Source organism: Clostridium sardiniense (genome assembly GCF_050584765.1).
GTDB classification, from domain to species: Bacteria; Bacillota; Clostridia; order Clostridiales; family Clostridiaceae; genus Clostridium; species Clostridium sardiniense_A.
Window position 1 is genome coordinate 1,013,771 of sequence record NZ_JBNOOR010000001.1, and the last position, 15,757, is coordinate 1,029,527.

General features: G+C 28.5%; 13 protein-coding genes. 12 read left to right on the forward strand and 1 reads right to left on the reverse strand.

All coding sequences use genetic code 11. The features are described 5' to 3' along the window. Positions 1 to 324 precede the first annotated feature (324 nt). From ACQPUW_RS04830 to ACQPUW_RS04870, 9 genes are all read left to right on the forward strand, one after another. Positions 325 to 2,094 carry an ABC transporter ATP-binding protein/permease gene (locus ACQPUW_RS04830; RefSeq protein ID WP_430836361.1) on the forward strand — a complete coding sequence of 590 codons (1,770 nt, stop codon included), beginning with the start codon at positions 325 to 327 and terminating at the stop codon, positions 2,092 to 2,094. Next, entirely contained in the window at positions 2,095 to 3,762 is a 1,668-nt protein-coding gene (locus tag ACQPUW_RS04835) for an ABC transporter ATP-binding protein (RefSeq protein ID WP_430836362.1), read from the forward strand. A 16-nt stretch (positions 3,763 to 3,778) separates the two neighbouring features. Then, positions 3,779 to 4,177 carry a YbaN family protein gene (locus ACQPUW_RS04840; protein ID WP_430836363.1) on the forward strand — a complete coding sequence of 133 codons (399 nt, stop codon included), beginning with the start codon at positions 3,779 to 3,781 and terminating at the stop codon, positions 4,175 to 4,177. 2 nt (positions 4,178 to 4,179) lie between these two features. Beyond that, positions 4,180 to 4,485: a nitrous oxide-stimulated promoter family protein gene (locus ACQPUW_RS04845; protein ID WP_430836364.1), complete on the forward strand. Its 306-nt coding sequence runs from the start codon at positions 4,180 to 4,182 to the stop codon at positions 4,483 to 4,485. A 14-nt stretch (positions 4,486 to 4,499) separates the two neighbouring features. Next, a complete protein-coding gene (locus ACQPUW_RS04850) occupies positions 4,500 to 6,188 on the forward strand; it encodes an NEAT domain-containing protein (RefSeq protein ID WP_430836365.1) in 1,689 nt (562 codons plus the stop codon). Positions 6,189 to 6,423: 235 nt separating this feature from the next. Beyond that, the gene (locus ACQPUW_RS04855) at positions 6,424 to 6,840 is read left to right on the forward strand and encodes a MaoC family dehydratase (RefSeq protein ID WP_430836366.1); all 417 of its coding nucleotides are present in this window, start codon (positions 6,424 to 6,426) and stop codon (positions 6,838 to 6,840) included. A gap of 278 nt (positions 6,841 to 7,118) precedes the next feature. Then, the gene (locus tag ACQPUW_RS04860; protein WP_430837277.1) at positions 7,119 to 8,492 is read left to right on the forward strand and encodes a sigma-54 interaction domain-containing protein; all 1,374 of its coding nucleotides are present in this window, start codon (positions 7,119 to 7,121) and stop codon (positions 8,490 to 8,492) included. 232 nt (positions 8,493 to 8,724) lie between these two features. After that, positions 8,725 to 10,296, forward strand: a complete 1,572-nt coding sequence (locus ACQPUW_RS04865; protein ID WP_430836367.1) for an acyl CoA:acetate/3-ketoacid CoA transferase — start codon at positions 8,725 to 8,727, stop codon at positions 10,294 to 10,296. A gap of 19 nt (positions 10,297 to 10,315) precedes the next feature. Further along, positions 10,316 to 11,521, forward strand: coding sequence for an L-lactate MFS transporter (locus tag ACQPUW_RS04870; RefSeq protein WP_430836368.1), 1,206 nt, complete (start codon positions 10,316 to 10,318; stop codon positions 11,519 to 11,521). 294 nt (positions 11,522 to 11,815) lie between these two features. Here the strand turns inward: ACQPUW_RS04870 and ACQPUW_RS04875 are convergent, their stop codons facing one another. After that, on the reverse strand, positions 11,816 to 12,490 hold the full coding sequence (locus ACQPUW_RS04875; RefSeq protein WP_430836369.1) for a ferric reductase-like transmembrane domain-containing protein: 675 nt from the start codon (positions 12,488 to 12,490) through the stop codon (positions 11,816 to 11,818). A gap of 505 nt (positions 12,491 to 12,995) precedes the next feature. Here ACQPUW_RS04875 and ACQPUW_RS04880 point away from each other — a divergent pair. The 3 genes from ACQPUW_RS04880 to ACQPUW_RS04890 all read left to right on the forward strand — a co-directional run bounded on the left by ACQPUW_RS04880 (position 12,996) and on the right by ACQPUW_RS04890 (position 15,715). Then, positions 12,996 to 15,170, forward strand: coding sequence for a DNA topoisomerase III (locus ACQPUW_RS04880; protein ID WP_430836370.1), 2,175 nt, complete (start codon positions 12,996 to 12,998; stop codon positions 15,168 to 15,170). A gap of 107 nt (positions 15,171 to 15,277) precedes the next feature. Beyond that, on the forward strand, positions 15,278 to 15,475 hold the full coding sequence (locus ACQPUW_RS04885; RefSeq protein ID WP_430835452.1) for a YwbE family protein: 198 nt from the start codon (positions 15,278 to 15,280) through the stop codon (positions 15,473 to 15,475). Between the two features lie 99 nt (positions 15,476 to 15,574). After that, the gene (locus tag ACQPUW_RS04890) at positions 15,575 to 15,715 is read left to right on the forward strand and encodes a hypothetical protein (RefSeq protein ID WP_430836371.1); all 141 of its coding nucleotides are present in this window, start codon (positions 15,575 to 15,577) and stop codon (positions 15,713 to 15,715) included. Positions 15,716 to 15,757 lie beyond the last annotated feature (42 nt).

Genomic DNA, 15,757 nt, shown 5'->3' on the forward strand with positions numbered 1-15,757 from the left:
CAGTTTCTTTTTTATATTAATAATACAAAGTGAAAAGCTATTCTTAATACTTTTTCTTAGTGAGGTTTATTTTCTATAAACTAATAATACAAGTTACTATTAATTTATTAAAAAGGGTAAATTTAAATTAATTTTGTAATTACCCTTTTTAATATGTTTTTATATAATTTTCATTAAATTTTAAAATCAAATTTAGTTCTGAGAGAACTTCTTTTATTCTTTTATTCTTTGTAAAAAAATTAACAAAATATTAAAAATAATATTGATAATCATTATCAAGTGTGATATATTATTCTAGTAATTAATGGAAGGGAGAGATTTATTATGATGATTAATAAGAGATTAATTAATCTTTGCGGTGAATCAAAAAAATACATAGGACTTACGGTACTTTCAAATTGGATTGTAGCTGTATGTAATTTAGTTATGATACTTTTAATTGGTGAAATAATAAACAAAGTATTTTATAACATGAAAGCCTTAGAAGGAGTAGGGTTTAGGGAGTTTATAAGGGATAACATAGGTATATATTTAGGAATATTTATGATTTTATTAATTATAAGATTTTTTTCAAATATATTATATGGATATTTTTCAAATAAATCTTCAGATATAGTAAAAGTAAAACTTAGAGATATGATCTATGATAAATTACTTAGACTTGGATTAGATTATAATAAAAACTTATCTACATCATCTATTGTTCAAAGTGCAATTGAAGGGGTTGAAGCTTTAGAAATATATTTTGGTAAATACCTGTCTCAATTATTCTATGCATTACTTGCACCAATAACTTTATTTTTTGTAATTTCATTTATATCATTTAAATCTGCGATTGTATTTATATTATGTGTACCTTTAATACCAATATCAATAATAGCGATTATGAGATTTGCAAAAAGATTACTAAAAAATTATTGGAATAACTATTCAAATTTAGGTGAAACATTCTTAGAAAATCTTCAAGGACTTACAACACTAAAAGTATTTAATATTGATGGAAAAAGACATAAAAAAATGAATGAAGAAGCGGAAAGCTTTAGAAAAATAACAATGAAGGTTTTAAGTATGCAGCTTAATTCAATAACAGTTATGGACTTAATTGCCTTTGGAGGAGCTGCACTTGGGTCAATAGTTGCCTTAATTTCATTTAAAAATGGTCAAATAAATCTTGGACAAACAGTAATTATTATTTTATTATCATCTGAGTTCTTTATTCCACTTAGGCTTCTTGGATCATTCTTCCATGTTGCAATGAATGGGATAGCGGCATCAGATAAGATATTCGAATTATTAGATAGTAAAGAAAGAGCTAAGGAAATCATAGATGATATTAGCAATTTAAATAATATAGATATTAATGTGAAAAATATTACCTTCTCTTATGATGGAAAAAGAGATGTAATTAGTGATGTTTCATTAAATATAAAGAATAAAGGATTTACATCTATAGTTGGAAAGAGTGGAAGTGGAAAGAGTACTATTGCAAATCTTTTATTAAATACTTATGAAGTAAATAAAGGTGAAATATTATTTAATAATACAAATCTTAATAATATTGCCTTTGATGATATATACGAAAAGATAATGCTTATAAATACTAATAGTTATATATTTAATGGGACTATATTAGATAACTTAAAGATTGCAAAAGAAGATTTAAGTGATAATGAAATTCAGTATGCGTTAGAACTTTCTAATTTAAAATCTTTTGTAGATAATCTTAAAGATGGAATTCATACAAAGGTTGGAGAAGGAGGTTCTCTTTTATCAGGAGGGCAAAAACAAAGATTAGCCCTTGCAAGAGCAGTGCTTGCAGATAGAGAAATCTATATATTTGATGAAGCAACATCAAATGTAGATGTTGAGTCAGAGGAAATAATATGGGATGCAATTAACAAATTAGCAAAAGAAAAGACAGTAATAGTAATCTCACATAGATTAGCAAATGTAAAAAATGCAGATATGATATATGTTCTTGATGATGGACAATTAGTTGAAAGCGGTAGACATGATGAGCTTTTAAGAAAAGAAAAATATTATTTCAATATGATAAAAGAACAAGAATTTTTAGAAAGAAGAGAGGTAGTATAAATGAACAGAAAATCAGGATTTTATCTTATGAAAAGATTAATTTTAGAATTAAAACCTTTAATACCTGTTATGTTTATAACTATATCTATGGGAGTGCTAGGATTTTTAGCATCTATTTCAATAACTTCCTTTGGAGCAGTTGCCATAGTTAGTTTAATAAATGAAGGTTTAAAAATAGCATTTACTACTTCTTTAATAATAATGGCAATATGTGCAATTTTAAGAGGCCCTCTTAGATATGCAGAGCAATTATCAGGTCACTATATTGCATTTAAAATTCTAGTTATTTTAAGAGATAAAGTATTTACAGTTCTTAGAAAACTTGCACCAGCTAAACTTGAAAATAAAGAAAAAGGTAATTTAGTTTCCTTGATTACATCAGATATTGAGCTTTTAGAAGTATTTTATGCTCATACAATAGCGCCAATTTCTATAGCCATAATAACAAATACAATTATAGCTATAGTACTATATAGTATTAATCCTTATTATGGTTTGGCAGCAGTAATTCTATATCTTACTATTGGTCTTTTTATACCATATTTTACATCAAAGATAGGTAAGAAATCAGGATTAGAATATAGAAATAAATTTGGAGAAACAAATTCATATCTTTTAGATTCTCTAAGGGGCCTTAGGGAAGTATTAGTATTTAAAAATGGTGAGAAGAGAAGAGAAAACATTCATAAATATTCAACAGAACTTAATGAAAAACAAAAGAAAATAAAATTACATGAAGGAATTATAAGAGCTACAACAGATTTTACTATAATGATTGGAATGATGGGATTTGTAGTACTTGGAATATATTTATATTTAGAGGGAGCAATTGGCTTTGGAAGTATGATTATAGCCATAGTTATACTAGCATCATCTTTTGGACCAGTAGTTGCCTTAAGTAATCTATCAAACAATCTATTACAAACATTTGCATCAGCAGAGAGAATATTTAATCTTTTAGATGAAAAGCCAGAAGTTATTGAAAATGAGGGAGAGAAGCAATTAGAAAATACAGATATAGATTATGAGAATGTTACTTTTGGATATAAAGGCAGAGAAGATGTATTAAAAAATATAAATATGAAAATCAAAAAGGGAGATAGCATTTCTATTGTAGGTGAAAGTGGAAGTGGTAAGAGTACCTTTGTAAAATTACTTATGAGATTTTGGGATGTTAAGTCAGGACAAATTGAATTTGGAGGAGAGAATGTAAAAACTCTTGAAACAAATGCACTTAGAAAACATCAAGTTCTTATGAGTCAAGAAACATATTTATTTAATGAAACAATCGAAGATAATATAAAAATTAGTAATCTAAAAGCTACTGAAGCTCAAGTTAAAGAAGCTGCAAAGAAGGCTGCTATTCATGATTTTATAGAAAGTCTTCCAAAGGGATATAAGACAAAGGTTGGAGAACTTGGATCTAATCTTTCATCTGGAGAAAAGCAAAGGATAGGTCTTGCTAGAGCCTTTTTAAGTAAGGGTGAAGTACTTATTTTAGATGAACCAACTAGTAATTTAGACACATTAAATGAAGGTGTAATTTTAAATTCTATAAAAGAGAACAAAAAGGATAAGACAATAATATTAATAACTCATAGGAAATCAACTTCTTCAGTATGCGAAAAAGTATTTAGGGTGCAAAATAAAAAATTAATAAGAGAATAGTTTAGGAGCGGTTAAAATGAATAAGATAAAAAAATGTTTATATGTTACTGTAGGAATTATCTCTTTTGGATTAGGAGCAATAGGAGTGATACTTCCAATATTACCTACAACTCCTTTCTTACTCCTTTCATCCTTTTGTTTTGTTAGAGGATCAGATAGATTTGATAGATGGTTTAAGGGAACAAAACTATATAAAAAGCATTTAGAAAGCTTTGTAAATAACAGAGTTATGACAATGAAACAGAAAATAACAATATTATTATTTGCAGATGCTATGTTAATGTTCCCTCTTATTATATTAGATTCAATTATGGCAAAGGTCTTAATAGTAGCAGTTATGCTAACTAAGTATTGGTACTTTATGTTTAAGATAAAAACTGTAAAGAAAGAAGATTTAATGAAGGATGTAGCGTAAGAATGGCAAAAAGAAGCAGGATAGAAAAAGAAAAAGATATTGTTAAGTTTATGATAGAAATTTATTGTTCTAAGAAACATAAGACAAAAGATAATAAGTTATGTGATGAATGTACAGAGCTATTAGAATATGCACATAAAAGATTAAGTTATTGTAAGTTTGGAAATGAAAAAAGTTCTTGTAGCAAGTGTCCTATTCACTGTTATAAGAAGGATATGAAAATGAAAATAAAAGAAGTTATGAGATTCTCAGGGTGGAGGCTTATAGTGTATAAACCACAGGAGTTCATAAGGCATATTTTTAAATAAGGGAGAAGAAGTTTATGAGAAACAAAATAATAGCATTAACTATTGTAGGAGCTATGACATTTTCAATTACAACTCCAGTAACTGCAACTACTTTAAATGAAATAATAAAAGAGAATGATTCAAAAGAGGAAAAAGATCTTCTTAAAGATGGTAATTATAAAATAGAAAATGATGCACTTCATATAACAGAAGATAAAGAATCTATGGCTAGAAAATTTCTTGAAAAAGAAAGTAGCATAAGAGTAAAAGATGGACAACGGTTTCTATCAATAACATTTTCAAATAAAAGTATGATGAAAAATGTTAAAGTAACTGTAAATGAAACGGTAGCAGAAATTAAAACAACAAATGAAACAGATAATACAATTACATATGAATTTAAGATAAACTCTATCAAAGATAAAATTATAGTAAGTGCATCGCCTTTCCCTTCAATGAAAGTAGATTTTAGATTGGTATTAAAAGAAGATACACTTGAAAAAGAAGGAGATTTAACTACACCAGAAGAGAATCCAGGAGATGGTAATCAAGAATCAGACAAGCCAGATACTAATAAGCCAGAAAATAATAAACCAGAAACTGAAAAACCACAAGAAAAACCAGATACAAGTAAGCCAGAAGTAGAAAAGCCAAGTAATAAACCAAATAATACAACTGGATCTAATAATACTCAAACTCAAAATAAAGAGTTATATAAGATGCAAAATGAGATATTAACGGATAGTGAAATAGGCTATGGAGCAGCTAGAGGAGCTATAGCTAAAACAAATTATATGGAAGTTAGGAATGGTAAAAAGTATATAACTATGAGTATTTCAGGAACTGATTTAATGTCTAATATAAGAGTTATAGTAAATGGCAAATCAGTTAATTATACAGTTTTAAAGAATGATAAGAGTAATAACCTAATGGATATAGAATTCTTAATAGGTTCACTAGATGATAATGTTAAATTCAAAATGCATATAGATGTGTTAGGTGAAGATATAGACTTTGGAGTAAAGTTTTTAAAGGATACCTTAACTCAAATAGGTTTTTTACCAGTATCTAAGTCAAGTACAAATCTATCAATACCAAATGCTGAAGAACTTTTAGCTACAACTAAATCAAAATCAGATGATGAAAAAGAAGCTGAAGATAAAAAAGCTAGTAAGAGTAACGAGAAAACTAGCAAAAAGAATACAGCAAAGGAAAGTTATAAAGAATATACTATAAAAAATGAAATCATAAGTGATAGCTCAGTTGGACGTAAGATGGCTAGAAAATATTTAAATGAAACTGCATTATTAGAGGAAGTAGATGGAGTAAAATATATTACTTTAAGATTTTCAGGAATGGATCTTATGAATGATATAAAGATAAAAGTAAATGATGAAGATATAGATATGGAATTAGTAGATGAAGATGCTACAAATAACGTAAAGGCTTATAGATTTAAAATAAATAATATAAATGATGATATAAAAGTCTATGCGTATATAATACCAATGAATATGGATATTGATTTTGGTGTTAAGCTTTTAGAAGATACTTTGAAACTTGTAACTGAGTATACTCCAGAGGATGTAACAATTGACGGAAAGAAACTTAAGACAACTTTAGCTGCAAGCTTTGGTGGTGGAATGTTCTTACTTGGTATAGGAACAAGTGCAATTGGAACAAATGTTATTAGAAGAGTAAAAGTAAAGAAAAAAGAAAATTAGTACAGTAGTGTAAAGTAAACTTATTTTACATGTAAATAAAATGTACACAAAATATTATGGGGATATTAGTTTAATGATGAAAATTAACAGGTAGATTTTTAGTAGAATCTTTGATATAGCTTGTCCTAGAGGCGATATGAACTATGTAGTTAAACTTTGAAATAAATATGGCATATCATTTGCTAAAGAATTATTATATAAGGTTTAAGATTGATAATTCTAGGGAGGTTTTAATATGAAAGGTTTAACTATAAAGGATTTAAAGATAGGGGATAAGGATTTTTTTCAAAAAACTATAACTGAAACAGATGTATATCTATATGCAGGGATAACAGGGGATTTGAATCCAGCTCACATAAACGAAGTTGAAGCAGAAAAAGGAATGTTTAAAGGAAGAATAGCTCATGGAATGCTTACAGCTGGACTTGTTTCTACAGTATTAGGAATGAAGATACCTGGACCTGGAACAATTTATTTAGGTCAAGAGTTAAAGTTTACAGCTCCAGTAAAGTTTGGAGATACAATAAAAGCAGAAGCAGAAGTTATTGAAATAAATGAAGAGAAGAACATAATATCACTAAAAACTACATGTACAAATCAAGATGGGAAAATTGTTCTAACAGGAGTAGCTAAGGCTATGCCTCCTAAATAAAAGCATTAGTTTATAAAGTAGAAATTTATTAAATTATGAGAAATATTTTAATCTTTGCAATATAAATTTCAAAGACTAGAGTATTTCTCTTATTTTTTATTTAAAATTATTTATATTAGTATAATTTAACTTATGTTAGCCTTATAATTAAGATAATTAGAAAGTAAAAAATTATACAAATTCAAATTAATATAGATTAATTCTTTTGAAATAGGGATTTCTATATTATTAACTTTAAAGTTAACAATATTATTAAGGAGGGCTATTTTGTGGAAGATATGAGGGATGATATTTATATTGATATTTTGAATACTGTAATGGATTCTGTAAATGAATGGGTGGTTGTAGTAGATAGGGATGCTAAGATTACTATGATGAGCAAGGCTTATAAAGAATTCTTAGGAGAGTATGCTCCAGAGGGTAAGCATGTAACTGAAGTAATTGATAATACTAAAATGCACGAAATTGTGAAAAGTGGGAAATCTATAATTGGAGATATACAATATATTAGAGGAAATAGAATGATAGCTATGAGAGTACCTGTAAAAAAGGATGGATTAATTATAGGTGCAGTAGGTAAAGTTATGTTTAAGGATATAAGTGATTATTATTCATTAGGCAAACAAATAACCAAGTTAGAGAAAGAATTAGAATATTATAAAAATGAACTTGGAAATGAAAGATCTGCAAAATACTTCTTTTCAGATATAATTGGAGACTCTGAAGAAAATACTAAGGTTAAAGAAATAGCAGCAAGGGCAGCAAAGACAAGTTCTAATGTACTTATTATTGGAGAAAGTGGTACAGGGAAAGAACTATTAGCTCATGCAATACATAATGCAAGCTATAGGAGACAAGGTCCCTTTGTTAAGATAAACTGTGCAGCAATACCAGAGGAATTAATTGAATCAGAACTTTTTGGGTATGAGGAAGGTGCATTTACTGGAGCAAAAAAGAGTGGAAAAAAGGGAAAGTTTGAACTAGCTAACAATGGAACAATATTATTAGATGAGATAGGTGATATGCCTTTATCATCTCAAGTTAAACTACTTAGGGTTCTTCAGGAGAGAGAAATTGAAAAAGTAGGAGGAAATGTTGTTAAAGAGATTGATGTTAGAATAATATCATCTACCAATAAGAACTTAAAGAAAGCAATAGAAGAGGGACAATTTAGAGAAGATTTATATTATAGATTAAATGTTATAAGAATTAGTGTACCTCCTTTAAGAAATAGAAAGAAGGATATAGAGCCTTTATCAAATATATTAAAACGAAAAGTAGCAGATAAGCTTGGTATATATGTAGAAGGTATATCAAAAGAAGCTATGGAAAGATTAAAAGAGTATGATTGGCCAGGAAACATAAGGGAGCTTGAAAATGCAATTGAAAGGTCAATTAATATGTTAGATTCAGATATTTATATACAGGAAAAGCATTTGCCTGAGAAGTTAATACAAAAGAAGAGTAAGTATATAAGAGATACTAAGGGAAAATATTTAAAAGATATAGTTGCAGAGGTTGAGAAGGAAGTAATAAGTGATTGTTTAAAGGATGTAGAGTGGAATAAAAATAAGGCTGCTAAGATTTTAGGAATAAGTAGAGTTGGGTTGTACAAAAAGATAGAATACTATAATTTAAGTGATGCAAAATAAAAATACATGTAAATAAACTTTACAGTTTGAAGAAACATATATAAATAGCTGATTCTTGAAAAAGCAATATAAAACTGTAAACAAAATAAACATAACTAAATATTATATATTAAGCTCTAGAAAAGTGTAAATGCTGATGTTTACAGGCTTTTCTAGAGTTTTTTTATATGTAAATAACCTTGGCATACTAATTGCTATTTAATATTGTATAGAATTTAAGGAGGTAATTTAAATGTCAAAGGTAAAATCACTTAAAGAAGCACTACATATGATAAAAGATAATTCTACAGTAGCAGTTGGAGGGTTTATAGGGGCTGGACATCCTGAAGAAATAACATCAGCTATAGAAAAGAAATATCTAGAAACTGGACATCCTAAAGATTTAACTCTTGTATATGCAGCAGGTCAAGGTGATTCAAAAGAAAAGGGATTAAATCATTTTGGATACGAAGGTCTTGTTAAAAAAGTTATAGGTGGTCATTGGGGATTAGCACCTAAGCTACAAAAATTAGCAATTGAAAATAAAATAGAAGCTTATAATCTTCCACAAGGAACTATAACGCATCTTTTAAGAGATATAGCAGCTAAAAAGGTAGGTACATTAACTCACGTCGGTTTGAAAACGTTTGTAGATCCAAGAGTAAGTGGTGGAAAACTAAATAGTAAAACTGAAGAAGATATAGTTAAGTTAGTGGAGATAGAAGGAGTAGAAAGGTTATTATATAAATCATTTCCTATAGATGTAGCAATAATAAGAGCAACCTTTGCAGATGAAAAGGGAAATTTATCTCTTCAAAAGGAAGTTGCTACATTAGAAGGGTTATCTATGGCACAAGCTGCAAAAAACTCAGGGGGAATAGTAATAGCCCAAGTTGAAAAAGTTGTAACAGATGGAAGTATAAAGAGTAAGGAAGTAAAAATACCTGGAATATATGTTGATGCTATAGTGGTAGCTAAAGAAGAAAATAACATGCAAACCTTTGGAGAAAAATATAATCCAGCTTACAGTGGAGAAATAACAATTCCTTTACATGAAGTAGATGATATGCCACTAAATGAAAGAAAGATAATATCAAGAAGGGCAGCAATGGAGATCTTACCTAATTCAATAGTAAACCTAGGAATTGGAGTTCCAGAAGGTGTTGCAGTAGTTGCTAACGAGGAAGGAATAAAAGATAGTATGGTGCTTACTGTAGAGTCTGGACCTATTGGTGGAATACCAGCAAGTGGATTAAACTTTGGTGCTTCTCTTAATGCAGAATGCGTAATAGATCAAGCTTATCAATTTGATTTTTATGATGGTGGAGGATTAGATGTGGCTTTCCTAGGTCTTGCACAATGTGATAAAGATGGAAACATTAATGTAAGTAAGTTTGGTCCTAAGATAGCAGGTTGTGGTGGGTTTATAAATATAACTCAAAATGCTAAGAAAGTAGTTTATTGTGGTACTTTTACTGCTGGAGGTCTAAAGATAAAAGTTGATGATAGAAGGTTAGTTATTGAAAAGGAAGGTAAAATAAATAAATTTATAGATGAAGTAGAGCAAATAACTTTTAGTGGTAAATATGCTAGTGAGCTTGGACAAAATGTTTTATATATAACTGAAAGAGCTGTTTTTGAACTTGGAAAAGATGGATTGATTCTTACAGAGATAGCACCAGGAGTAGACTTACAAAAAGATATATTAGACAATATGGACTTTAAACCTATTATATCTAAAGATTTAAAAGTTATGGAAGAAAAAATATTTAAAGATGAGCTAATGAACTTAGAGCTTAAAACAAATAAGGAAGTGTTAGTTTAAAACACAAAAGGGGGATAAGATGAAAAAGAGTAGAGGAATAAGAGTAGTAATTGCATCATTAGCAATTCAATTAGTTATGGGAACTATCTTTATGTGGAGCTTGTTTAATATACCTTTTGCTGAAAAGTTTGGCTGGGATAAAAGTTCTATAGTGTTTACTTTTTCAGTTATGATATTTTTCTTTACATTCTCAGCTATATTTGGTGGTAGATTACAGGATAAATATGGACCTAGAAAGATAGCAACAATAGGAAGTATCTTATTTGGTGCAGGAGTGATACTTTCTAGTACAGCAAGTGAAGTATGGCAATTATATTTATATTATGGAGTGATAGCAGGGATAGGAGCAGGTTTTGTTTATGTGTGTCCAGTGGCTACTTGTGTTAAGTGGTTCCCAGATAAGAGAGGTCTTGTAACAGGACTTGCAGTAAGTGCCTTTGGATTATCAGCATTAGTTTTTAAGCCTATAGCAATACATTTTATTAATGTTGCTAGTGTTCCAGGAGTTTTCTTATATTTAGGAATTATCTATACAATCTTAGCAATAATTCCTGCACAATTTCTTTCACTTCCAGATGAAGATGTTGAAGCTAATAATAAAAATACAACTAATGATAAAAATGAAATTAATATTACTCCTAAAGAGATGTTAAGTCATGGAAAGTTTTATGTGTTAGCTATGATGTATCTGTTTGGTGGAACAGCATGTTTAACAGTAATTGGACTAGCTAGAGATATAGGAGTTGAACTAGCTAATATAACTCCAGAGGCAGCAGCAAATGCAGTTGCAGTAATATCACTGTTTAATGCTGGCGGAAGACTTTTCTGGGGTATGATTTCAGATAAGTTAGGAATAGAAAAATCAGCTGGAATAATTTATATTATAATGACATTATCAATGGCTTATACTGCCTTTGGAGATTTAAGTGGAAATAAATACTTTATTGTATTAGGCTTTATGGCAATAAGCTATGGAGGAATGTTAACTATATTCCCAACTATTATGGCGGCTTATTATGGAACTAAGAATTTTGGAGTTAACTATGGAATAATCTTTGCAATATATGGACTAGGAGCTGTAATTGGACCTATGACAGCTACAGCTATAGGGCTAAAGCTAACATTTATAGCATCTACAATATTATGTTTTATAGCGGTACTTGGAGCTTTATATATTTATAAGAACAATACAATTAAGATAACTAGAGAAATGCAATTAGATTAAATATAAAATGATTTTTATGAACACGGAATTTTATGAATACGGATTTTATAGATTAAAGTATGTTAAAGATTTTAAAGTATTCAAATTTATATGGGAATAGATAATATAAACATTTATTTTAAAAACATATATTTATAAAGAATACAGGATTTTTAAAGTGCTTTATAATAGATATATATAATATAGAAATAAAAGAGTTAAGAAGTTTCAATTTCTTAACTCTTTTTAAATGTATGTAGAATGTTATTCAATTTATTCTATTAGAATATATGTAATTGCTTAAATTAAAATAGTTTATTTAATTTTTTTAATATGTTTATGTATACGTAAAATATAATACAGTAGGAAAACAAAAGAATATATTAAGACATCACTTAACTTTCCCTTTGGAATTTTAGGAACAAATAAAACCATTATATGAATATAGATTAATCCATAAAAAACATAAGCTGAACGTTGAATTCTCTTCCATTTCTTATAAGGCATCTTCCTTCTTACAGATGGAAATGATGTAATCATTAAAGGAATCATCAAACAAATCATTACTATTGTTATTAGTGTTGCTATTAATTTGTATGTTGAAAGAGAGCTTGGATTAGTGAAAAGAACAGGGAAGTAATAAAAACCATATAAAACATTGTGTCCTAATGTTAATATACATGCTATTATAGATAATTCAGCACGGATACTCATAAGTCTTTTTGTTATAGTTAAAGACCTACTTAAAGCACCGGTATACATTACTATAGTAAACAATGCTAAAGAGATTGTCCCCCTAGAAAAAATGCTAATTAAATATTTATTTACAAACTCGGGGAAATAAACATTTAATTTCATTCTTGAATAAGTAATAAAGAAAATTGCAATTAATGCTGCAATTAAATAAAGAATATTTGCATATGATTTTATCTGTTTATTGAAGAAAAAACCTAAAACAGATAAAATTAGAATTGAAATAATAAGTAACATAAAGTCCTCCTTTGTAATTGAAAATCATTATCAATTGAATTATATATTGAGTTTCTGATTTAGTCAAGAAAAATAATTTATTGAAAAAACAAAATACATATAATAAAATTAGAATGTAATGTAAATGGAATACTATACCTACAAAAATGTTTTAGAAATATAGAATTAATTACATTACTAAATATATTATGTAGAACAGTCAATTTAGTAAATTATTATACGGACATTTAAAAAACTTAGAAGTATATTTGAAGCTAGTGATGTGAGAGCGTATATTATTAATTCATAAAAAATAGTAGGCTTTTACATCATTTTTTAATACAAATTATAAAGATACATTTTTAATAGCTTAAAAATATATCTTATAATAAAAGCTTTTACTGAGAAGATGAGATTTTTAAAAGATTTTGAAATTTTAAGAATTATAAATATGTTAAGAGGTTTAAGTTGATAAAAGGAGTATAATAGGAATAATAAATTGAATTAAGGAAGGAAATAAAGATTTATGAAATCATTAGTTTTAGCAGAAAAGCCTTCAGTTGGAAGAGAACTTGGAAGAGTTTTAAAATGTAATAAAAAAGGAAATGGATTCCTAGAAGGAGATAAATATATAGTAACTTGGGCACTTGGACATTTAGTAACTTTAGATGCACCAGAAGGATATAACCCAGAATGGAAAAAATGGTCTATGGAGACATTACCAATGCTTCCAAAGCATATGAAGCTTACAGTAATTAAAGGTAGTGGAAAGCAATATAAGATAGTAAAAGATCAAATGGTTAGAAAAGATGTTAATGAAATAATCATTGCAACAGATGCTGGACGTGAAGGAGAGTTAGTTGCTCGTTGGATTATAGAAAAGGCTCATGTAAAGAAGCCTATTAAGAGACTTTGGATATCATCTCAAACAGATAAAGCAATAAAAGATGGATTTAAGAATTTAAAGGATGGAAGAGCATACGATAACCTTTATCATGCAGCAGAATGTAGAGCAGAGGCAGACTGGATTGTTGGTCTTAACGTAACAAGAGCATTAACTTGTAAGCATAATGCACAGCTTTCAGCAGGTAGAGTTCAATCACCAACTTTAGCTATGATAGTACAAAGAGAAGAGGATATTAGAAACTTTAAACCAAAGGAATATTACACTATTAATGTTAAAACAGATAGATGTAATTTCACTTGGATAAATAAAGATAATAATTCAAGAGTATTTAATAAAGATTTCTCAGATAAAGTAGTCTCAAAGCTTAGAGGCGGAGAAGGAAAGATAATAGATGTTAATGAAAGTCATAAAAAAACATTCTCACCAAAGCTTTATGATTTAACAGAGCTTCAAAGAGATTGTAATAAGATATGGGGATACTCAGCAAAGCAAACATTAAACATAATGCAAAGACTTTATGAAAATCATAAGCTTTTAACATATCCAAGAACAGATTCAAGATATATATCTAAAGATATAGTAGCTACAATTCCAGAAAGACTTAAAGGAATTGCTGTAGGTGAATATAGAATGATAGCTACAGACTTACTTAAGACTAAGATAACAGGAAATAAGAGCTTTGTTGATGATGCAAAGGTTTCAGATCACCATGCTATAATTCCAACAGAAGAGAGAGGAAACTTAGCAAATCTTAGCTCAGAAGAAAGACATGTTTATGATTTAGTAGTTAAGAGATTCTTATCAGTGCTTATGCCTCCATTTGAATATATACAAACAACTCTTACTGGAGAAGTAAATGGAGAAAAGCTTATAGCAAAAGGTAAAGTTGTAAAATCAAAGGGATGGAAAAAGGTCTTTGATAGAGAAGATGATGAAGAAGATTCAGATATAAAAGAGCAAGAGCTTCCTAAGATGAATAAAGGTGATTCATTTAAAGTTAAAGAAGTAATAGAAAAGAAGGGTGAAACAAAACCACCTGCAAGATTTAATGAAGGAACACTTTTATCAGCAATGGAAAATCCTCAAAAGTACATAGCTGTAGATAAAGAGTCAGCTAAGACTTTAGGGGAAACAGGTGGACTTGGAACTGTTGCAACTAGAGCTGATATAATAGAAAAGTTATTTAACTCATTTGTTATAGAGAAGAAAGGAAAAGAAATATTCCCAACTTCAAAGGGTAAGCAACTTATAGAATTAGTACCTAATGAACTAAAATCACCTCTTCTTACAGCAAAATGGGAAGGTGAACTTGATAGAATTTCAAAGGGAAAAGAAGATCCTAATTTATTTATAAAGAATATGAAGAACTATTCAACTGCATTAGTTGAAGCTGTAAAGCAAGAAAATTCTAAATTCCATCATGATAATTTAACAGGTAAGAAATGTCCAGAGTGTGGAAAATACATGCTTGAAGTTAAAGGTAAGAATGGAACTATGAATGTATGTCAAGATAGAGAATGCGGACATAGAGAAAATGTAGCAAGACTTACTAATGCAAGATGCCCTGAGTGTAAGAAGAAGTTAGAGCTTAGAGGTAGTGGAGAAGGCAAGATATACGTATGTCCAGGTACTAACTGTAACTTTAGGGAGAAGGAATCTCAATTTAAGAAGAGATTTGATAAGAATGGTAAGGTAAATAAGAAAGAAGTAAATAAGATAATGAAGCAAATGAAGAAGGAAGCTGAAGAGGATATAAATAATCCATTTGCAGCACTTTTAAAAGATTTTAAATAGATAGTATTTATAGCAGGATAGTTAATAAATAATATTAATTATTCTGCTATTTGTTTAGAATTTAATATATAATAAGAGAATCTAGAAAATGATTAGGAGATAATAATATGAATGGAACTAATAGAAAAGATATAAAGATTGGACTTGAAGTACTAGTTGTTAAGAAGGAAGATCAACGTACTGGAAAATTAACTAAAGGCGTAGTTAAGAGAATTCTTACAAATTCAGCAATTCATCATAGAGGTATAAAAGTTATGCTTGAAGATGGAACTGTTGGAAGAGTACAAGAAATACCAGCAAAATAGTAAAGTTTATAAGAAAAGTTATGAAGAAAATCTAAAAAAGAGGGTATTTATATATTATAATAGCTTTAAAATATATAAAGTACTAAGAGGTGAATGGGTTTGAGTAATAAAGAGAAAATTAAATGTCCAATTTGTGGCGAAGAGATGAAAGAGTATGATTATGCTTATGATAATAAAGTTTACGGAAAAAAGTATTATAAATGCAAGGTATGTGGACATAAAATGAATACTATGGATTAATGGCATATGTGGTATAATTTTCTTGTAGATTATACTTAAGGT

Bases quoted from the DNA above. Each gene is read 5' to 3' on its own strand.
- ACQPUW_RS04830 (WP_430836361.1), top strand. From the start codon at position 325: ATGATGATTAATAAGAGATTAATTAATCTTTGCGGTGAATCAAAAAAA.
- ACQPUW_RS04835 (WP_430836362.1), top strand. From the start codon at position 2,095: ATGAACAGAAAATCAGGATTTTATCTTATGAAAAGATTAATTTTAGAA.
- ACQPUW_RS04840 (WP_430836363.1), top strand. From the start codon at position 3,779: ATGAATAAGATAAAAAAATGTTTATATGTTACTGTAGGAATTATCTCT.
- ACQPUW_RS04845 (WP_430836364.1), top strand. From the start codon at position 4,180: ATGGCAAAAAGAAGCAGGATAGAAAAAGAAAAAGATATTGTTAAGTTT.
- ACQPUW_RS04850 (WP_430836365.1), top strand. From the start codon at position 4,500: ATGAGAAACAAAATAATAGCATTAACTATTGTAGGAGCTATGACATTT.
- ACQPUW_RS04855 (WP_430836366.1), top strand. From the start codon at position 6,424: ATGAAAGGTTTAACTATAAAGGATTTAAAGATAGGGGATAAGGATTTT.
- ACQPUW_RS04860 (WP_430837277.1), top strand. From the start codon at position 7,119: ATGAGGGATGATATTTATATTGATATTTTGAATACTGTAATGGATTCT.
- ACQPUW_RS04865 (WP_430836367.1), top strand. From the start codon at position 8,725: ATGTCAAAGGTAAAATCACTTAAAGAAGCACTACATATGATAAAAGAT.
- ACQPUW_RS04870 (WP_430836368.1), top strand. From the start codon at position 10,316: ATGAAAAAGAGTAGAGGAATAAGAGTAGTAATTGCATCATTAGCAATT.
- ACQPUW_RS04875 (WP_430836369.1), bottom strand. From the start codon at position 12,490: ATGTTACTTATTATTTCAATTCTAATTTTATCTGTTTTAGGTTTTTTC.
- ACQPUW_RS04880 (WP_430836370.1), top strand. From the start codon at position 12,996: ATGAAATCATTAGTTTTAGCAGAAAAGCCTTCAGTTGGAAGAGAACTT.
- ACQPUW_RS04885 (WP_430835452.1), top strand. From the start codon at position 15,278: ATGAATGGAACTAATAGAAAAGATATAAAGATTGGACTTGAAGTACTA.